The organism is Fructilactobacillus cliffordii, from assembly GCF_024029355.1.
GTDB classification, from domain to species: Bacteria; Bacillota; Bacilli; order Lactobacillales; family Lactobacillaceae; genus Fructilactobacillus; species Fructilactobacillus cliffordii.
In genome coordinates, this window is sequence record NZ_CP097117.1 from 596798 (window position 1) to 616755 (window position 19958).

21 protein-coding genes are annotated in these 19958 nt (G+C 48.1%); 3 read left to right on the forward strand and 18 right to left on the reverse strand.

The window, feature by feature from the left end:
• Window positions 1-36: 36 nt before the first annotated feature.
• The 3 genes from M3M38_RS03040 to M3M38_RS03050 all read right to left on the reverse strand — a co-directional run bounded on the left by M3M38_RS03040 (window position 37) and on the right by M3M38_RS03050 (window position 2850).
• The gene (locus tag M3M38_RS03040; RefSeq protein ID WP_252814736.1) at window positions 37-1656 is read right to left on the reverse strand and encodes a CTP synthase; all 1620 of its coding nucleotides are present in this window, start codon (window positions 1654-1656) and stop codon (window positions 37-39) included.
• Between the two features lie 159 nt (window positions 1657-1815).
• A complete protein-coding gene (gene rpoE / locus M3M38_RS03045) occupies window positions 1816-2370 on the reverse strand; it encodes a DNA-directed RNA polymerase subunit delta (protein WP_252766289.1) in 555 nt (184 codons plus the stop codon).
• 48 nt (window positions 2371-2418) lie between these two features.
• Window positions 2419-2850 carry a YwiB family protein gene (locus M3M38_RS03050; RefSeq protein ID WP_252814737.1) on the reverse strand — a complete coding sequence of 144 codons (432 nt, stop codon included), beginning with the start codon at window positions 2848-2850 and terminating at the stop codon, window positions 2419-2421.
• A 111-nt stretch (window positions 2851-2961) separates the two neighbouring features.
• On the opposite strand from M3M38_RS03050, the gene M3M38_RS03055 reads away from it, so the two are divergent.
• Together M3M38_RS03055 and yidA are read left to right on the forward strand one after the other, a co-directional pair.
• Entirely contained in the window at window positions 2962-4338 is a 1377-nt protein-coding gene (locus tag M3M38_RS03055) for an HD domain-containing protein (RefSeq protein WP_252814738.1), read from the forward strand.
• Window positions 4331-5149, forward strand: a complete 819-nt coding sequence (yidA, locus tag M3M38_RS03060) for a sugar-phosphatase (RefSeq protein ID WP_252814739.1) — start codon at window positions 4331-4333, stop codon at window positions 5147-5149. The genes M3M38_RS03055 and yidA overlap by 8 nt, the downstream gene beginning before the upstream one ends.
• 52 nt (window positions 5150-5201) lie before the next feature.
• Here the strand turns inward: yidA and M3M38_RS03065 are convergent, their stop codons facing one another.
• The 3 genes from M3M38_RS03065 to purR all read right to left on the reverse strand — a co-directional run bounded on the left by M3M38_RS03065 (window position 5202) and on the right by purR (window position 8489).
• Complete coding sequence (locus M3M38_RS03065) at window positions 5202-6197, reverse strand: ribose-phosphate diphosphokinase (protein WP_252814740.1); 996 nt, start codon at window positions 6195-6197, stop codon at window positions 5202-5204.
• A gap of 66 nt (window positions 6198-6263) precedes the next feature.
• Window positions 6264-7643, reverse strand: coding sequence for a bifunctional UDP-N-acetylglucosamine diphosphorylase/glucosamine-1-phosphate N-acetyltransferase GlmU (glmU, locus tag M3M38_RS03070; protein WP_252814741.1), 1380 nt, complete (start codon window positions 7641-7643; stop codon window positions 6264-6266).
• 12 nt (window positions 7644-7655) lie between these two features.
• The gene (gene purR, locus M3M38_RS03075; protein WP_252814742.1) at window positions 7656-8489 is read right to left on the reverse strand and encodes a pur operon repressor; all 834 of its coding nucleotides are present in this window, start codon (window positions 8487-8489) and stop codon (window positions 7656-7658) included.
• 201 nt (window positions 8490-8690) lie between these two features.
• On the opposite strand from purR, the gene M3M38_RS03080 reads away from it, so the two are divergent.
• The gene (locus M3M38_RS03080; RefSeq protein WP_252814743.1) at window positions 8691-8906 is read left to right on the forward strand and encodes a hypothetical protein; all 216 of its coding nucleotides are present in this window, start codon (window positions 8691-8693) and stop codon (window positions 8904-8906) included.
• A gap of 41 nt (window positions 8907-8947) precedes the next feature.
• On the opposite strand, the gene M3M38_RS03085 is transcribed toward M3M38_RS03080, so the two are convergent.
• From M3M38_RS03085 to M3M38_RS03140, 12 genes are all read right to left on the reverse strand, one after another.
• Entirely contained in the window at window positions 8948-9745 is a 798-nt protein-coding gene (locus M3M38_RS03085; RefSeq protein ID WP_252814744.1) for a metal ABC transporter permease, read from the reverse strand.
• Complete coding sequence (locus M3M38_RS03090; RefSeq protein WP_252814745.1) at window positions 9738-10436, reverse strand: metal ABC transporter ATP-binding protein; 699 nt, start codon at window positions 10434-10436, stop codon at window positions 9738-9740. Before M3M38_RS03090 ends, M3M38_RS03085 begins: the two co-directional genes overlap by 8 nt.
• Window positions 10437-10540: 104 nt before the next feature.
• Window positions 10541-10771, reverse strand: coding sequence for a Veg family protein (locus M3M38_RS03095; RefSeq protein WP_252766299.1), 231 nt, complete (start codon window positions 10769-10771; stop codon window positions 10541-10543).
• Window positions 10772-10830: 59 nt separating this feature from the next.
• Complete coding sequence (gene rsmA, locus M3M38_RS03100; protein WP_252814746.1) at window positions 10831-11718, reverse strand: 16S rRNA (adenine(1518)-N(6)/adenine(1519)-N(6))-dimethyltransferase RsmA; 888 nt, start codon at window positions 11716-11718, stop codon at window positions 10831-10833.
• Window positions 11693-12277, reverse strand: a complete 585-nt coding sequence (gene rnmV / locus M3M38_RS03105) for a ribonuclease M5 (RefSeq protein ID WP_252814747.1) — start codon at window positions 12275-12277, stop codon at window positions 11693-11695. Before rnmV ends, rsmA begins: the two co-directional genes overlap by 26 nt.
• Window positions 12278-13051: a TatD family hydrolase gene (locus M3M38_RS03110; RefSeq protein ID WP_252814748.1), complete on the reverse strand. Its 774-nt coding sequence runs from the start codon at window positions 13049-13051 to the stop codon at window positions 12278-12280.
• Window positions 13052-13122: 71 nt separating this feature from the next.
• Window positions 13123-15159, reverse strand: a complete 2037-nt coding sequence (gene metG, locus M3M38_RS03115; RefSeq protein WP_252814749.1) for a methionine--tRNA ligase — start codon at window positions 15157-15159, stop codon at window positions 13123-13125.
• A 47-nt stretch (window positions 15160-15206) separates the two neighbouring features.
• Window positions 15207-16043 carry a DUF72 domain-containing protein gene (locus M3M38_RS03120; RefSeq protein ID WP_252814750.1) on the reverse strand — a complete coding sequence of 279 codons (837 nt, stop codon included), beginning with the start codon at window positions 16041-16043 and terminating at the stop codon, window positions 15207-15209.
• Window positions 16040-16765, reverse strand: a complete 726-nt coding sequence (locus M3M38_RS03125) for an NAD-dependent protein deacylase (protein WP_252814751.1) — start codon at window positions 16763-16765, stop codon at window positions 16040-16042. Before M3M38_RS03125 ends, M3M38_RS03120 begins: the two co-directional genes overlap by 4 nt.
• A 17-nt stretch (window positions 16766-16782) precedes the next feature.
• Window positions 16783-17745, reverse strand: a complete 963-nt coding sequence (locus tag M3M38_RS03130; protein ID WP_252814752.1) for an IpaB/EvcA family protein — start codon at window positions 17743-17745, stop codon at window positions 16783-16785.
• Window positions 17735-19003: a hydroxymethylglutaryl-CoA reductase, degradative gene (locus tag M3M38_RS03135; RefSeq protein WP_252814753.1), complete on the reverse strand. Its 1269-nt coding sequence runs from the start codon at window positions 19001-19003 to the stop codon at window positions 17735-17737. The genes M3M38_RS03130 and M3M38_RS03135 overlap by 11 nt, the downstream gene beginning before the upstream one ends.
• 19 nt (window positions 19004-19022) lie before the next feature.
• The gene (locus M3M38_RS03140; RefSeq protein WP_252814754.1) at window positions 19023-19952 is read right to left on the reverse strand and encodes a Ppx/GppA family phosphatase; all 930 of its coding nucleotides are present in this window, start codon (window positions 19950-19952) and stop codon (window positions 19023-19025) included.
• Window positions 19953-19958 lie beyond the last annotated feature (6 nt).

Consider the following 19958-nt stretch of genomic DNA (forward strand, 5'->3'; position numbering starts at 1 on the left):
GATTACAACACATTCCCCAAATTGAAGGCAAAAATTTTATTTATCAGCGTGCGCTTGGTGATTCTTAGCAGCTGCAGCCACAAAGGCTTTGAATAATCCTTCCGGACGGTTAGGTCGTGATAAGAATTCTGGATGATATTGAGCTGCTACAAAGAATTGTTTATTAGGAACTTCAACCACTTCGACTAGCCGGTCATCTGGTGAGGTTCCGGCAATGACTAACCCGGCATCTTCCAGTTCTTGTCTAAAATTATTATTGAATTCATAACGGTGTCGGTGTCGTTCTGAAATTTCTGCTTGGTTATCGTAAGCAGCGGCCGTTTGGGTACCTGGCGTTAACTTAGCTGGGTAAGCACCCAAGCGTTGAGTTCCTCCCATTCCAGAAACGTCATTTTGGTCAGCCATCAAGTCAATCACATTGTGCTTCGTGTCTTGATCAAATTCCGTGGAGTTTGCATCTTGATACCCCAAAACGTTTCTAGCATACTCGATCGTCGTCACTTGCATTCCGAGACAAACCCCCAAGAACGGAATGTCGTTTTCCCGAACATAGCGAATGGCCGTCACCATTCCTTCGATTCCCCGACTACCAAATCCACCCGGAACAATGACTCCATCAAAACCAGCCAACACGTCGGCTACATTCTCGTCCGTAATTTTTTCAGCATCAATGTTGGTAATCTTGACGTCCACATCTGCGGCGTATCCAGCATGACGTAAAGCTTCATCCACCGAAATGTAAGCATCCTTTAACTTAACGTACTTACCCACTAAAGCAATGTTAACCGTGCCACTTAAATGCCGGATGTGGTTTTCCAACTTTTTCCAGTCTTCCATGTCTGCCTCGGGAGTCTTCATTTTGAAGTGCGCCAAGATTTGGTCATCCATGCCTTGTTTTTGGAAACTTAATGGTAATTGGTACAGGTTTGGAGCGTTAATTGATTCGATAATGCTTTTTTCGTTCACGTCACAGAACATGGAAATCTTTTTCTTCATGCTTTCGGGAATTTCTCGTTCAGAACGTAAAACCAACATATCAGGTTGAATCCCCACACTCCGGAGTTCCTTGACGCTGTGTTGGGTTGGTTTTGATTTCATTTCCCCGGCTGCTTCCAAATAAGGAACCAACGTCGTGTGAATGTAGTAGGTGTTGTCATAACCGACTTCGTTGCGCATTTCTCGAATCGCTTCTAAGAACGGTAACGATTCAATATCTCCGACCGTACCCCCAATTTCCGTAATGACTACGTCAGCATCCGTCGTCTTAGCGGCGCGCATGATTTTTTCCTTAATCATGCCAGTAATATGCGGAATGACTTGTACCGTGGCTCCTAGATAGTCACCATGCCGTTCTTTTTCCAGCACTTCTTGGTAAATCTTTCCGGTTGTAACGTTTGAGTACTGATTCAAATCGTTATCAATAAACCGTTCATAATGACCTAAGTCTAGGTCGGTTTCGGTTCCATCATTTGTCACGAACACTTCTCCGTGTTGGTACGGGTTCATGGTTCCAGGATCCACGTTAATGTATGGATCAAACTTTTGGACCGTGACGTTTAATCCCCGATTCTTTAACAACCGTCCGAGCGAAGCTGAAACGATTCCCTTTCCAAGCGATGAAACCACACCACCAGTTACAAAAATATACTTTGTCATGTCAATCGACTCCCATCTAAATCAAAAGTGCAAGAAACAATAAAAAAAGCTCCCCATACATAGCCAGTAGGGGAGCTTTGGATTCGAATGCTTTACAATTTGTAAAGTGCCCAAGAATGATGATAATAAAAAAATTGTACGCCGTCAAGTTTAATCTTCTTAATCGTCGTCCTCGTCTTCGTCGTCATCCTCATCATCTTGAAGTTCTACGTCGTCAATGTCGTCATGAACTTCTTCATCTTCTGGATCATCGTTGTCGTAATCAATGTCATCATCGTCAACGCTGTCATCGTCATCATCGTCGTAATCAACCACGTCATCATCGTCTTCTGGATCATCATTTTCGTAGTCAATCACGTCGTCGTCATCGGATGCATCAGCCAAGAAGGCGTTAATTTTGTGCCGTTTTTTGGTCTTCGGTTGGTCATCACCTTCACTGGCCGTGGCTTCGTCCACGGATTCATAAGGATACCACGTCCGCAATCCCCACACGTTGTTTCCCAGGGAGATAAAACTACCGTCGACGTTTAAGTCCGTATAAAATTGCACGAGCTTGTCCTTAATTTCATCATCGCTAAAGCCCGTGTATTCTTGAATAGCATTTACTAAATCAGGAAACTGAATGGTTTTACCCCGATCGGCCAAAATGGCATGGGCAACTTCAATCATTGATAGTTCATTTTTGTTGGTTTCATCGAGCTTTTTTAGTTCCAAATTAGACACACGCCTTTCTAGTTTACCGTTACACTTAATAATACTAACTTATCGGTAAAATTGCAATCGAATCTGGTGGTTCCCAACCTCTTCGTCGTCCGTAAAAATCCGGTAATCTGCGCTCACGGTTCCACGCAACTCAGCTAAATCAAATTCAGTTTCCACGGCAGTGGCTTCGGCAGCGATCTGTAACTTACCGTAGGGAGTCACGTCAACATTTTGCGTCCGTTGCCCGGCAATCAACTGTAACGTTAACTGGCTTTCTCCGCGGCGACTAATCCGTAGTGAATTAGACCCATCAATTTTATAGGTTACTGGAACCGCTTCCTCGTTATCCTCATTAAAGCGCAGATAAACCGTGGTGCCAAGTTGGACCAGCTGACCTACGGCGCTAAACCGATAATGCTCTTCTTCTCCTGCTTGATGTAAGATGGTTTCTCCCTCAATGTGAACGGGTTGACTTGGTAATTTATGGGGCATCAGCACCCTTCCTTTCTCTCTTTTTAATGGTTAATAATTAGACACAATCACATTCGCCTCTGACGAATGCTCGTTGATACGCTATAATGGTATGGAAATGGAGGTGGAACGATGGGCTACCAGACAGAAAAACTAAAACAGGAAAAGGTCATTAGAGATCCGGTCCACAGTCACATTTACATTCAAGACCAAATCATCATGGACTTGATTAACACAGCGGAATTTCAACGCTTACGCCGAATTCATCAGCTTGGCACCACGTCGTTAACCTTCCCGGGCGCAGAGCATACCCGTTTCTCCCACTCGCTAGGTGTATACGAAATTGTGCGCCGAATTTGTAACCACTTTCAAAGAAATTACCCCACGCAAACGCCCGGTGATGGTCTTTGGGACGATCAAAATCGTCTCGTGGCGGAATGTGCTGGGTTACTGCATGACATTGGTCACGGAACCTATTCACACACTTTTGAACACATTTTCCAAACCAATCACGAAGAAATTACGCAGGAAATTATTACTTCGGAAGGCACGGAGGTCAATCAGGTCTTGCGCAAAATGGGACCGAACTTCCCCAATCAGGTGGCGAGCGTCATCAACAAGACCTATCCGAATCAACAGGTCGTCCAGATGATTTCCAGTCAGTGCGATGCGGACCGGATGGATTACCTGTTACGGGACTCTTACTTTACCGGCGCTCAGTACGGTAACTTTGACTTAGACCGCATTTTACAGGTGATGCGCCCCTACGAGCAAGGAATCTGCTTTAAAAAAAGTGGGCTACACGCGATTGAATACTACATTGTCTCGCGGTACCAAATGTACCTGCAGGTCTACTTTCACCCCACCTCGCGTTCGATGGAAGTGATCTTGGCCCACTTGCTTAAACGAGCCCGGCAGATTGCCCAGGATCCCCAGTATCAAGATGACTTTCAACCAGGACTATTACGGCCCTTTTTAACCGAACAGTTTGATTTAAAACACGATTTGTCCAACTATCTGCAGTTAGACGATGGCGTATTAACCACTTATTTTTCTGCCTGGCGGACTTTTCCCGATCCAATTTTAGCGGATCTAGCTACACGTTTCTTGGACCGCGAGCCGTTTAAATCTGCCCAGTTTACTCCGGAGACAAAACCACAGCTGACCGAGCTGCGCTCCTTAGTAGCGGATGTCGGCTTTGATCCAAATTTTTACACCGCCACTGACAATAGCTATAACCAGCCTTATGATGTATACGATCCTACCGATTCGCATCCCAACGCTCAAATCGAGCTCATGGAAAAGGACGGCAGTCTCATCGAACTTTCGCAGGCCAGTTTGTTAGTCCAAACCATTACCGGCCGGGATGTCGGTGACAGCCGCTTCTTTTTCCCCAAGGAAATGTTCCACCCAGAAGCAGCAGGATTATTTGCAGAAACGACTGCTCAATTTCAAAGCTATCTTCGTAACGATCACGTTATTCAACCAAAGGAGTCTCAACATGACTGACATTAAACTAATTGCCATTGACATCGATGGTACCCTCTTGAACGAAAAAAATGAACTCGCTCCGGCTACCATCAGTGCCATTAAGAAGGCGAGAGAAAAAGGCATTAAAATCGTGCTCTGTTCGGGTCGGCCCCTCGCCGGGATTCGCCCCTACTTAAAACCACTGGGGCTCAATGGTAAGGACGAGTATGCGATTGCCTTTAACGGCTCTGTGGCTGAGGACTTGACCGGTCAAGTTATCTTTGAAACGACCGTTCACTATGAGGATTTCTTAGAAATCGAAATGATGTCGCGAGAAATGGGCGTCCACTTCCAAATTGAAACCACCGACGGCATTTACGCCACCAACCGGGACCTCAGTCCCTACACGGTTTATGAAAGCCAACTGGTGAACCTACCGATTCATTATCGCACTCCCGAAGAAATTACCCCGGACTTCAAGATTGCCAAGCTGATGTTCATCGACGAACCCGACAAGATTGACTTGGCTAACCACAACATTCCGGATTCAATTAAACACCGGATGGGCGTGGTGAAGAGTACGCCCGTCTTTTTGGAATTTATGAACGCTAAAGCTGGCAAGGGAACTGCTGTGAAGCACCTCGCCGAAAAATTAGGCTTAACGGCCGAAAACGTGATGGCCATCGGTGATCAAGAAAACGACCTCAGCATGATTAAGTACGCCGGCACTGGAGTGGCCATGGGCAACGGAATTGACGACGTGAAGGAAAACGCCCAGTTCATCACCAAACCCAACAGTGAGGACGGCGTGGCCTATGCCATTAACAAATATGTGAACCAAGCGAAATAATCCATTCGATAGAAAAGGAGTGACTTAGCATTTTGCTAAGTCACTCCTTTTTTTAGTCTTGCTTCATTTCGTCTTTTTCGTAGTTAAACCGGGAGTTAAAGAGTGGACTCACCGGTCGATTCTGATCGATGCGCAGGATGGCATCCCCGACGAGCGGAGCTACGGAAATCTGCTTAATTTTCTCAATCTTCTTCTCCTCAGGAAGTTGAATCGAATCGGTAACCACAACCTGCTTGATGGGTGAGTTCGCCAACCGTTCCGTGGCTGGACCAGACAGTACCGGATGCGTACAGCAGACGTAAACTTCCTTGGCACCGGCATCGATTAGGGCTTGAGCACCTTGGGTAATGGTTCCCGCGGTATCAATCATGTCGTCAATCATAATAGCCCGTTTGCCCTTGACGTCCCCAATGATGTTCATAATCTTCGCCACGTTGGCTTTGGGACGTCGCTTATCGATAATCGCAATCGGATCACTGAGGAATTCAGCAAGCGCCCGGGCCCGCGAAACTCCACCGTGGTCAGGCGAAACCACCACGGCGTTTTCGTTCAAATGATTTTGAATGAAGTAATCAGCCAATAACGGAGCGCCCATCAAGTGATCCACCGGAACGTCGAAAAATCCTTGAATTTGCGCTGCGTGCAGGTCTAAAGCAACGACCCGCGTAATTCCAGCGGTTTGGAGCATATCAGCAACCAGCTTAGCCGTGATTGGTTCTCGGGAGCGGGCCTTCCGGTCTTGCCGCGCATACCCATAATACGGAATTACCACGTTAATCGTAGCGGCACTAGCCCGACGCAGGGCATCCACCATAATTAACAATTCCATTAGGTTATCATTCACTGGATTGGAGGTTGACTGGATGATGTACACGTCATCTCCACGGACACTTTCATCAATCGTAATTTTAATTTCGCCATCACTAAAATGGGAAACAGATGCTTTCCCGAGTGGAATCCCAATGTGATCCGCTACCTTTTCGGCGAGCGGCACGTTGGAGTCCAACGCAAAAATTTTCATGTTTGAGTCAGTTGTTTTGGTGTCCATAAGTAGCCCCCGTTAGTAATTTGTCCTCTCAACTAGATTATATTATGCTTGGCTTTTTTCAGCAAACTAATCTGCTCCGTCAAACGGTAGCTTTTGGTAATAATTGGGTTTATTTGTCTGACGACTGCGCGCAATCGCCATGTCGTATTGGTGAATGTCATCCGTAATGGTCGAACCCGCCGCAATGAAACTGTGGTCGGCAATTTTAACCGGCGCAATCAGGTTGGAATTGCTTCCAATAAAGACGTCATCTCCGACCGTGGTTTCGTGCTTATGCTTGCCATCGTAGTTCGCAAAGATTACTCCACAACCGATGTTAATGTTCTTGCCTAGGGTAGCATTCCCGACGTAGGTTAAGTGCCCTAATTTGGTTCCATCTCCGATATGGGACTTCTTCACCTCGCAGAAGTTTCCAATGTGGACGTGTTCACCAATCACAGCACCCGGACGCAGGTGACTGTTGGGACCAATGTCTGAGTGCGCGCCCATTTCTGCTTCTTCCAACGTTGAGGACGTAACTGTGACGTCGTCGTGAATCACAGTGTTAACCAGTTTGGAGTTCGCACCAATCACACAGTCTTTACCAATCTTAGTTCCCTGTTGCAACTGCACTCCCGGTTCAATAATGGTATCTGAACCAATTTCAATTCCCGCATCAATGTATGTCGAAGCTGGATCAATAATGGTAACCCCGTTGTTCATGTGGTATTCGTTAATCCGTTGTTGCATTACCTTGGTGGCAGCGGCTTGCGCCACCCGATTGTTAACCCCCATTGATTCGGAGAAATCGGCCATCTTGTAAGCAGCAATCGTGTCGCCCTGTTGCTTTAAGACCTCAATGGCATCCGTCAGGTAGTATTCTCCCTGGGCGTTGTCGTTGTTAGTATCGTGCAGTGCGGCAAATAGCTTTTGATTATCAAACACATAAACACCTGTGTTAATTTCATGAATCGCTTTTTCTTCGGAATCGGCATCCTTTTCTTCCACAATTTTTTCCACGATTCCTAGGTCATTCCGGATAATCCGTCCGTATCCAGTGGGGTTCGGGGCCATTGACGTTAAAATCGTTGCTGTCGCTTTTTTATCCTCATGGTAAGCAAAGAGGTTTTTCAAAGTGGTTGCTGTAAAGAGCGGCGTATCACCACTAATTACCAGTGTTGTACCCGTTGCATGCTTTAACAGTGGTTCAGCTCGCAACACAGCGTCCCCCGTTCCAAGTTGCTGGTCTTGAATCACGTACTTGGTTCGGTCCCCTAGTTCCTCTTGCACGGCTTCCGCTCCATACCCAACCACTGTAACGATTTGGTCCATGTCCAACTGACTCACCTGGGTTAAAACGTGGTCCACCATCGATTTCCCGCAAATCCGATGTAATACTTTGTACAACTTGGACTTCATCCGCGTTCCCTTGCCAGCCGCTAGAATGATTGTATTTCTCGTTCCCATCTTTTCCTACTCCTACTTACTTGGTCCAAAAATTTTTTCGTCGTAATTACCCTTGGTAATCCGCATTTCTCCGTCATCCCGGTTCTCCATCTTAACCAATGACGTATAGTTGCCTACGTTTTGTTGCCCGCTTTGGTAAGCCCCTTCAGCGAAGAAAGTACTGCCGACCAAGTTACAGTCAAATTCTTCAATCAGCGAGGTTAATCCATTAATAGTCCCCCCGCCGTGAATGAAGTCATCCACGATTAAGACGTTGGCCCCTTGATCAAGGCTCCGTTTTGAAATCGTCATCCGTTTAATCTTCTTACTGGAACCGGAAACGTAGTTCACGCTTACGGTGGATCCTTCAGTAATGTTAGTGTCGTGGCGCGCAATCACTAGGGGTACGTTCAAATAAGATGACGCTGCTTGGGCAATCGGAATTCCACGAGTCGCTACAGTCAAAACTGCGTCCACGCGTTGATTAAGGTACTGGGTGGCAATCAGCCGTCCTAAATAGCGTAATTTGTCGGGATCACCTAAAATATCTGACATGTAAACGTATCCACCAGGTAACAACCGGTGCGAATTGTTTAGAATTTCAATCACTTCGTCCATAAATTCGTCGGCGGCTTCCTTTAAGATGTACGGGATGTATTTTGCCCCTCCGGCAGCCCCCGGCACCGTTTCCACTAGACCAATCCCGCGGTCTTGAAATGTCCGTTTTAGAATAGTCAGGTCTTCACTAATTGAGGACTTGGCAGAATCGTATCGTTGTGCAAAAAATGTCAACGGAATCAGTGCGTGTGGTCGATTTAACAGATAATCAGTCATGTCGACCAATCGTTCGCTTCGTTTAATTTTCATAATTTCACCTCATTATAGATTTACTCTACTAAAATTTTAGCATAATTGTTCGGTTTTTACGTCAAATCACATAAATTTATCTAAAAATTAAATCAAACAGAAGAAATCACTAACGTTCGTCAAAAAAGTACCCGTGGTGGCGCAATTTTTGGATTAGCCCGGGTCGTGTTACGATAGAGAAAACGAAACTAAGGTGGTGAAGTGACATTGAAACGTTGGAAAGCGATGCTCGTGATTGAAATCCTGAGCCTGCTCGTCTTTATTGCTGCGCTCACGATGCGGCATCCCAACGCGGTCCTTGGTGCCGCCCCCCTGCCGTTGCGCATCATTGTGCTGGTCGTCTTATTGATAATTTATGGTATTATTTTCGGCCTCCAATACCTCTGGTACCGATCTTTACATCGAAAAAATCATTAAAAAAGAGACTGCAGAAAATTATTTCTGCAGTCTCTTTTAAATTAGGATCGTTCTTTTAAGTAGTTATAACCTAGTGCTAAGAAGTACAACGCACATTCAATCGTCGCAATGAAGAAGCTGACGGGAAGATTCGTAACGTAACCGAGATACAAGCCGAGCCAAACACCCAACAAGCCACAGCTAATCGCTACGGCAATCATGCCACTGACCGAGTGAGCAAAGTACTTGGCACTAGCCGCCGGTAGAGTTAACAGGATAAAGATCAACAAGGAGCCCACGATTTGAGCGGCAACGGACACACTCAATGCTAACAACAATAAAAAGATTACGGACATTAAACCACTGTGCACATGCTGGGCGCTAGCCCCCACCGGATCAAACGAGTCAAACTTCAGGTTACGATAAATGATAAAGAGGATTAAAAGGACGATAACCGCCAATACCAACATTTGGTAAACGTCCGCGGGACTAATCCCGACGACGCTCCCAAACAAGATGTTGGTTGCGTAACTGGCACTTTTATTGGAGAGGGCCAAAAACAGCACTCCAAGCCCGATAAATAGCCCGGAAATCGCACTAATCGAATTCTCTCGACGAGCCGCCTTAGTACTCATCCGCCCGACTAGAACCGAGCTGAACATTGTAAAAAGCAGCATCCCATTTAGCGGTGTGATTCCCACAAACATGCCAAAGGATGCCCCTGCAAAACCAATTTCTGACAGGGTGTGGGTCAAAAAGGACATGTTGCGGGCCACCACAAAGACGCCGATGAACCCACAGACAATCGCAATCATAGTGCTAGCTAGGTAGGCATTGCGCATAAAATCAAAACTAAACATGTTGTTCCCCTCCTTGATATTCGCTAACCTGTAGTTGATCAATCGGTCCAAATTGATAACCCTCTGGTTGTAACAACAGATAATCATCCGAAAATTGTTTGGCTAGCGGAATATCATGGGTCACAGAAATCACCGTGACGCCCGTCTGCTGGTTGAGCTTGCGCACCAAGCGCAGTAGTTGCTCCTTCGCAATCGGGTCCAAACTGGCCGTGGATTCATCTAAAATCAACAAATCCGGTTGCATGGTGAGAGCCTGGGCCAAATAAGCCCGTTGCTTTTCTCCTCCAGACGTCCGCCCTAACGGCTCATTTTGTAGTTTGGTCAGGTCCGTTTCTGCCAACACTTCAGTCAGCCGGTGACGTTCTTGCGGTTTCAGCCAGGGCATTAGGGAGTGGGTAAAGTTGAGCGCCACAAAGTTTTTCACCGAGAGCGGATATTCGTCATCAATGTTGCGAAATTGTGGCACGTACCCAATCCGAATCGCTTTACGACTGGGGAAAAACTCCACGCTACCGTGGGTGGGCTTTAGCTGTCCGAGAATAATCCGGACTAACGTGGTCTTGCCGACCCCGTTTTCTCCCACAATACTCAAAAAACGCCCCCGGTGAAGCACAAAGTTCAGATTATTTAAAACGCGTTTCTCGGTAAATTGTTCTTGCAAATCGTGTGTTGCCAAAATTAGGTCGTCCATCGCTACTCCTCCAGACCGATTGCTGTGCCGATCATCATTTAAGTATAAGTTACCGAAAAATAGAAATAAAAAAAAGACCCCTGCAGTCTTTTTAATTTGGTTATTTACATAAATGTAACTTGAATATCTTTGGTTAAGATCTTGGTGTAGGTAAATGAAGCGTGTGCAGGTTGATCACTTGAATCAAGATCAACAATAAATACCGCTGGAAAAACCTCAACGAGGACTCCATCGTATTCATTCGTTCGTTTTCTCCCAGCTTGTTCAACAACTTTAATGTCACTGCCAAGGTGGTCTTGAATCCAATTTCTGATATCCGGCAAATTCATTTGCATTACAAATCACCTCACAAAGCAAATTGTACCACAAAAACGCCGGAATGTAAAGCATTACCCTATTTCAGCAAGCCGACTTTGTGAAATTCGTTGGTCAGGGTAATAAACTGGCTGACCCCCAGGGTTTGGGGACGAACGTTCGGTTCAATTCCAACTGTCGCCAGCACCGTCCGAATCGTGTCCTTCGTCGCCGGCTGTTTGTCAAAGACCGACTGCAAGTTATTCCACAAGGTCTTACGCCGGTGCATAAAGCAGCCGTGGACAAAGGAAAAAAAGGCCGGTTGACTGTAAGCAGTTTCCTGTTTAACTGGCCGGGGCGTTAATTTGACCACCGCAGAATCGACCTTGGGGGCCGGGATAAACGACTTTTTGGAAACCTCCAGCGCAATCTCGACTTGGTACAGATACTGCGTCATCACACTTAATGCTCCGTAGTCATGCGAATTTGGCCGCGCCACCAGGCGACTAGCAACTTCCTTTTGCATCATCAAAACAATCGTCGCAAAGTGCACCTGACCCTTTAAAAAGTTCATCAAAATCGGTTTGGTAATGTAATACGGCAGGTTGGCCACGGCCTTTAACTCGTGGTGTCCGTCCAGCCGTTCGTCTAGCACTTCTGGCACGTTGGCCTGTAAAAAGTCCTGATTAACGATCGTGACGTTCTTGTAGTCAGCAAGGGTTTCAGCTAACACCGGCATCAGGTTCTGATCAATTTCAAACGCCAGGACCTGGTGGGCTCGTTGAGCAATCTGTTCGGTTAGCGCTCCGATTCCCGGGCCGATTTCGACCACGTCGTCCTGCTCTGTCACGTTGGCAGCGGCCACAATCCCCTCTAAGACGTTTAAATCGTCCAAGAAGTTTTGACCTAGACTTTTCTTGGCACTTAAGTGATAGCGGTTTAAAATGCCAAGTGTCCGGTTTCTAGTCCCGATGGCTGGTTGGTTCATGCGTTGTTCCTCCTTCTAGGTGCGTAAGGGCTTCGTTAAATTGCTCCTTGGTAATCCCAAACATCCGCAGCCGGCGTTGCAGCTGTTTCGCGTTCACATACCCGAGGTGCAAATACTCACCAAGCTCTAAGCGACGTTGCTTGGCGGCGTGATTCCCCACCAAATTAGCGGCCATCAACTCTTCCCGGCTAATGACCTCGGGGTTACTCTCACTTTCCGTGTACACCTGGGCTAGGACCTGGCGAATGGCAGCGAGAGAGGCGTGCTCCACCCCGAGCGAACCGTGCGCCTTATCGGGAGTCGCAGCGTGCTTATCCAAAAAGGCATGCTTGGCCTCGGGAATTTCATCAGCAATGATGCGGCGAATCTTTTCGCCCGAAAAATCGGGGTCAGTGAACACGATTACCCCCCGAGTTTGCGCCAGTCGGTCAATCAGAGCCAGTGTTTCGTCGCTAATTGCTGAACCCCGGGTTTCAATCGTGTCGGCATCCACGGCCTGCTGAATCCGCTCGGTATCTGATTTGCCTTCGACCACGAGGACTTCTTTAATTCGTTTCATCTAATCTTCCAATCTAAAAATCCGATTTGTATTTTTAAAGGTGGCAGCAGCAATTTCGTCGGGATCAACGTCCTTATACCGCGCAATTGCTTCTAGGGTGTACAACGTGTAACCTGGTTGGTTTTCGTGTCCACGCAGTGGCTCTGGCGCTAAGTACGGGGCATCCGTTTCCACTAGTAACCGCTCCATCGGCGTCTGCCGGACCGCCTCATGCACTTCCTTGATCTTTTTAAAACTGGCCACGCCACTGTAAGACAGCATCATCCCAAGGTCTAAAAAGCGCTGCATCCATTCCACGTCTCCGTTAAAACTGTGGATAATGCCGCCCACCGTTTCAATGTGTTCCTCACGTAAAATCCGATAGGTGTCTTCAAAGGCATCACGATTATGCACCGAGATTGGTAGGTTGAGTTCCTTAGCCAGCCGAATTTGCTGCCGAAAAACGTTCTGTTGCGTGGTTCGATCCACTCGGGTTTGGTGGTAGTCCAATCCAATTTCTCCCAAGGCAACAACTTGCTCGTCTTGTAATTGGGTGCGCAAGAGTGCTTCCGCTGCCAGATTGTAGCCATCCGCATCCTCTGGATGCCACCCAACAATCGCCACAAGTCCTGGATATTGATGGGCCAATTCAATTGCGCGCTGGTTCAAAGCGAGGTTCGAACCCACGTTCGCCATCCGCACGACCCCGAGCCGGTGGGCGTGTTCAATTAGTTCGTCCTCTCGACCAGCAAAGGTGGCATCGTTTAAATGAGTATGAGAATCAAAGATTTGCATGACAAACCTCCCTTTCGTGATTACTAATTAAAACCAAAAAAGTTTCACGAATTCGTGAAACTAATTGGTGATTATGCTAATGTGCTGCCATTTGGTAAGGAAGCGTCGACCGTTACCAGTTGCACGTCTCCATTGGCTTTTTCAACGGATAACAACATGCCCTGGCTCAGTTCGCCCCGTAGTTTAATCGGTTTCAAGTTAGCCACGATGATGACCTTTTTGCCCACTAAGGACGCAAAATCTGGGTACCATTTGGCAATTCCAGACACAATCTGGCGTTCCCCGTCGTCACCAGCATCCAATTTAAACTGGAGCAGTTTGTCCGCTTTGGGAACCTTGTTCACGGCCTTGATTTCTGCCACCCGGAGTTCCACTGCGTCAAACTGATCAATGCTAATTTGGTCTTTCATCTGCTTAAGCGTCGTTACTCCAGCTGGTTTTTCTGCTTCGCGTTGTTTCATAGCAGCGCGACCTTTGGTCTTATCACTGGACGTCATCTTGTCCTTGATGTAGTCAATCTCAACGTCGCGATCGACCCGAGGGAAAATTGGTTCCCCGTTCGCAATTACCTGTTTGCCCTGTGGGAGGTCACTTAACTGGGCCGTGTTTAAATCAAAGAGTCCGTCGTTTTCTAAACCGAGTTGATTTTGAATCAGGTTCGCCGCGTTGGGCATTGCCGGGCTAACTAATAACGAAATGACGCGGAGACTAGCAGCCAAGTGAGCCATCACGTTGGCTAATTGGGCTTTGGCGGCGTCATCATCAGCCTTGGCGAGGACCCAGGGTTCCGTTTGGTCAATGTACTTGTTGGTTTGCCCGATTAACTTCCAAACCGCGGAGAGCGCGTCAGAAAGGTGGACCGTGTCCATTAACTCATGGTATTCCTGGGTGACCGCTTGGGCCGTTTCCTGCAGTTCTTGACTCGGAGCGTCGTCCGTATCGTGATAAGCCGGCGTCACACCATCTTCGTACTTGTTAATCATAGCGACGGTCCGGTTCAAGAGGTTCCCCAGGTCGTTGGCCAAATCATAGTTAACCCGGTCCACGAAGTCTTCAGGGGTAAATACCCCGTCTCCGGCAAACGGCACGGCCTTTAACAAGTAGTAACGGGTGGCATCAAGGCCATAACGGTCAATCAAGTCTTCTGGATAAATTGCGTTCCCCTTGGACTTTGACATCTTACCGTCTTTCATCGTAATCCAGCCGTGTCCATAAATTTCTTTTGGTAATGGTAAGTCCAACGCATGCAGAATAATCGGCCAGTAAATGCAGTGGAAGCGGACGATTTCTTTTCCAATCATCTGCAGGTTAGCCGGCCAGAATTTCTTAAATAAGGCATCATTGTCACTACCATAGCCAAGCGCCGTAATATAGTTGGTTAACGCATCAATCCACACGTACACCACGTGCTTGGGATTAGCAGTTACCGGAATCCCCCAGGAGAAGGTCGTTCTCGAAACAGCTAGATCTTCTAACCCTGGTTCCAGGAAGTTCTTCACCATTTCATGCATCCGGGAACTGGGTTGAATGAAGTCCGGGTGGTCCTGATAGTACTGCATCAGCCAGTCGGCGTACTTACTCATCTTGAAGAAATAACATTCTTCGTTAACCAGTTGGACTTCGTTGCCAGTGGGCGCTTTTCCCCCAGTCACGTTGCCATCTGCATCCCGGTAGACTTCTTCTAGTTGCGATTCCGTGAAGTACTCTTCGTCAGAAACTGAGTACCAGCCGGAGTACTGCCCGAGGTAAATGTCGCCCTGATCCAGTAAGCGTTGGAAAATCCGTTGCATCGCTTGGACGTGGCGGTCATCGGTTGTCCGAATAAAATCGTCGTTAGAAACGTCCAGGTTCATCCAGAGATCCTTAATTTGTTGGGCCATCTTATCGACGTAAGCTTGCGGTTCTAGGCCTAGTTTCTCAGCCTTTTGTTCAATTTTTAAGCCGTGTTCATCGGTCCCCGTCAGGTAGAAGACGTCTTCACCGAGCGAACGGTGGTAACGCGCTACCATGTCGGCAGCCACCGTCGTGTACGAGTTTCCGATGTGTAAGCGTCCCGACGGATAGTAAATCGGCGTCGTGACGTAAAAAGTGGATTTTTGGTCAGCCATGAGCTTTCTCCTTTAACCTGTTATTTTTTCATTATACAATACCTTGCCTAAAATAAATTCAGCTGTTCGGCAGGTAATTCTGTTCCCTCCTGGTGCAACATCCGTTGCAAGGTTAACGCGTTAGAAGCCGCGTCGTGACCAGTATTATTGTTAAAAATGACCACCACGGTATCCGCCTGCTGCGCCAACGTTTCGGACGTCTCAGCCAGTGTTTGTAACTCCGCATCAGAGTAGTGATAGCGATACCGTTCCCGGGTGCCCTTGGCCCACTCAGTCGCATTTTGCCCATGCAGACGCATAAAAGCCAAGCGCTGATTCGTAACCACCGGCGTAAACGGAATCCCGTTCGCCGCAGCGTGCGGTTCATCTACGACTACTTCGCTCATTTGCAAACTCCGGAGGAACGCGGCCGTGTCCCGGCTTAATTCTTCTCCGTCTAACCAGGAATGGTTGCGAAACTCAACGGCAAGCGGCCAATCGCCCAGTTGCTCCCGGACGGTCCGTAAGTACTGAATACTGGTTTGGGTGCAGCGAAACGAGGGCGGAAACTGAAAAAGAACGGTCAACAGTTTCCCTGCGGCGCGCATTGGTTCCAAGGCCGTTTTTAGTTCAGTAAAGCGAGCCTGACGCATCTCATCCGTCACCTCGCCGAACCGGGGCATTGGGGTTTTCGTCATCATGTAATTGGCCTTCACCACAAACTGAAAATCAGCGGGTGTTTCCTGAACCCATTTTTGCACCCACTCGGGTTTAGGAATGCTGTAAAAAGCACTGTCAATTTCCACCACCGGAAAACTCCCGGTGTATTCAGCTAGCGTTGCCTTCTTCTTTCCGTGGCTTAAAAGCGGATGATCCGTCCAGGTGGTTAATCCGACCTTAATCATGAGTTTTCTTTAATCTGGAGCCGGTCAAAGACCTCGGTGGCGTTCAACTGATACTGAGCTGTAACGCCCGGGATGTCCAGACGTTCCTGGTTAATCACCACGACCGGTACGTGCGGTTGCCGGTAGTCTAACAGGCCGGCAAAAGGATACACGCGCATCGAGGTTCCGACAATCAAAATCAAATCGGCGTTATGGACGGCGTTCACACTGGTTTGGGCGACTTCCTGATCGATTCCTTCGCCGTACAAAACGACATCCGGTCGTAAAATCCCCCCGTCTAACTCGTGGTACATGCTGTGGGCATACGTTGGATAATCAACCTCCATGCCGCACTTTTGGCAGTAAATCCGGTAGAGATTCCCGTGAAATTCATGTAGGTGGGTCGCACCGGCCTGTTCGTACAAATTATCAATGTTTTGGGTCACAATCTCCGCCCGATTAGCATTGGTAAAGGCCGCTTGCTTCTTCTGAATGACGTTAGGCTGGGCATCCGGATAATAGAGATTCTTCATGACAAACTGGTAAAAGACCTTCGGCTCGTCAACCAAACAGTCGTGACTTAAGTAGTATTCCGTGGGCCGGTTGGTGTGCCCGTTGGTATACAATCCGGTTTTAGAACGATAATCCGGAATCCCCGAGGGCGTTGAAACTCCTGCTCCCGTCAAAAACACGATTCGTTGGGCTTGATCCACTTGCGTTTGTAATGCGTCAAAATTTTCCACGTTGCCTGCCTCCTTGTTTAACGTTCCAAGTACGGAATGTGGAGTTCATCAAATAATTCTTGCACCGTTTTTTGGTAGAGTGACTGAATGTGGTCAGCACTCACCTTTTCGCCGACGGGACCGTCCATGACCAACGAGTTTTGGTCGTCACTGATGGTAAAGCCAACGTAGGCCCGCTTTCCGGTTTCCCGGTTGCGCAGTTCTGAATAGTACAGTTTAAAGACCTGTTTGACCTGTAACCCGAGTTGGCGCTTAGAAAAGACCGAGGTCAACATCGCAAAGTCGTTGAGGTGTAGAGCCGGTAAATCCCAGTCCTGCAGTTGTTGATCAAAGGCCCGAAAGAGTTTTACCACGTTCCGGCGTAAGGCAAACGGACTGTCCGTCGGCTTTTTCGTCAGTAACTGGTAGAGTTGCTCGGCAGCTTTAGTTGCAATTGGAAAATCGTGATCAAAGAGGTAGCGGTAATTGTCAAAGTGGTCGCCCAAAAAGACAAAGGCATCTAAGACCGTCACCAAACGGGTAATCATCTCGGCATCGACTTGCCCCTGTTCCGGGGTAATCGTCTGCCGGATACCCTTCACAACTTCTTCTTCCACCGTTTCATCAATCAAGCCATGCTTCCGTTGTTCGGCATATACCACGAAGTGACTAACCGTATCAAAGAGGTCGGTTCCGATGTAGCGCAACTGTTCGTCGAGTTGTTCATCACCGGTAGTCAACGGAAAGTACACCTGCGGAAAGCCCCGCAGGGTCATTAGCACGTGCAGTAATTCGTGACTGGCCAAAAAGTTGAGATCGGTCACATCACTTAACTGCACAAAGAGGTGCTGTCCGTCTTGCATGGTTTGCACTTGGTCATGGCGCAGATAGCCGGACTTCAAATCACCGATAATTTGGACTTGGACATCTCCGTCAAAGAAACGGGATACGGTGTTAAGCAGGTCCTGGACCGCTGGATTTAAGTTTACGTCATTCGCCATCGGTTTCATCCTCCTTCAACTTTGCTACCAACTGATGGGCGTGGGCTAAATCTTGTTCGTGTTTTGGTAACTTTTGAAGCGCGCTGACCACTTGGGTCACTTGCGTAGGCGTAGCACCGGCAGTCAAGGCCAGTGACTTCAGTTGCAAGCGCATGTGCCCCTGTTGAATCCCATCGGTCACTAGCGCCTTTAGCGCCGCCAGGTTCTGGGCAAGTCCCACTCCCGCCAACACGTTCATCATTTCTAAGGCAGAGTGAATTCCCAAAATCTGGTAGTTAACCTTACTCATTTCAAGGACGTGGGTGGCACCCCCAACAATTCCCGTGGGGATCGGAAGCCGAATTCGACCCTCTAAGCCGTCCTCAGTCACCCGCCACTTACTCAGGCCCTTATAGTTCCCCTTGCGCGCAGCAAAGGAGTGAGCGGCACTTTCTACGGCTCGCCAATCATTGCCAGTGGCGACCACGACTGCATCAATCCCGTTCATGATGCCCTTGTTATGGGTCGCAGCTCGTTTCGGGTAAATGTTGGCCACGTCCGCCGCCTCGGCAATCCGGGCCGCAACTTCCTGCCCCGATAATTCGCCACGTTGCAACGCCACAAACGGTACCATGCCGGTTGCAATCACAACGTTGTGATCCCCGAAGTTCGACAAAATGCTCATTAACACTTGTTGCCCTAGTTCCGCTTCGATTTGATCGGCAACAGCTTCTAGCATGGAGTTTAAAGTGTTGGCTCCCATGGCATCGCCGACGTCCACAAAGAGTTCTAAGGAAACGTGAGATTCGTCAATGATATTGAACTCCACGTCCTGAATCCCACCGTACTTAGTAATGCTAGGATGGGCTGCTAAGGCCGTTTTCATGATGGCTTCCTTGTGGTTAGTAAACCAATCTTGGACGGCGAGCACGTTATCGGCCTTAATAATCACTTCACCGGTTAAAACTCGGCTTTCAGCATGGGCGGTAATTCCCCCGCCCCGTTTTAACATAGCGGCGCCGTTACTAGCCGCTGCGATAACAGACGGCTCTTCGACCACCATGGGCACTAGGTATTCCTGACCGTTAACCACGAGGTTCGTAGCAATTCCTTCGGGTAAGCCGTAGTCAGTAAGATAGTTTTCAATTAGATCACCACTAACCGCGTTATAGTGCTGTTTAATCACGTTAACTTCAGTTTCATTTAGCGGAACCACCTCCGTTAACAAAGCCAACCGGTCTGCGTACGATTTGCGGTGAAACCCATGCATTTTTTCCATTATTCACTCCTCCTTTCTGCTAAACTTGCGTTCGTTGCTCTAAGTATTCGTTAATGACCCCTTCACGGACCCCGCCATCGGAAAAAATGACTCGTTTCGAATCAATGAAATCCATCACGGTGGTCAGGTTAATTAAGCCCCCAATGATAACGTCCGCACGGTCACTTTCAAGCCCGTTAATTTGCTGGCGTTCGGCCAGTTTTTTGCTCAAAAGCTCCTGCATGGTCCGTTCCACCTGTTTCCGGGTCAACTGGTAGTTTTGAATCTCATCCACCCGGCGAAAGTGTTGTCGACGCCGGTTAATTCGGGCTAACGTCCGGGCTGCTCCTCCGATTAGGACAATTGGATAATGAGCTGGATGACCTAACCAACCAATTTTGCTGAACTGTTCGATGATGTGTTGTTGCGCGGCAAAGAAGTTCGCCGCCGTCACCTGGTTTTGCAGGTGGAAACGCTCCGTCGTCTTTACGGCGCCCGTCGGGAGACTCACGTAGTTAATCGCCTTCCGGTTGCGCACATGCACAATTTCCACGCTGGCACCCCCGATGTCCATCAACACGAAATCGTGCGCCTTGATGCGGTCAACGACCCCTTCATAGTCAAAATATGCCTCCTGATTCCCGCTCAGGACCCGCACCTCAATTCCTAATTCGTCCTTAATGCTCCGCAAGAAATCGGCTTGGTTCTGGGCCTGCCGGACCGCGGCCGTGGCAATCGCACGTACTACCACGTTTGGGAACTGTTCGTACTCGGTTTGAAAGCGATGGAGTGCCGCAATTGTCCGTTTCATCGCGGAGAATTGCAGAATGTTGTTAGCCCCCATTCCTTCCGATAGCCGAGCATCGTTTTTCATCCGTTTTACTTCATGGTAGTTACCAGCTGCATCAATCTCATAGATCGCCATGCGGACCGAGTTGGAGCCAATGTCAATAATTACAAAGTTTTCCATGGGAAA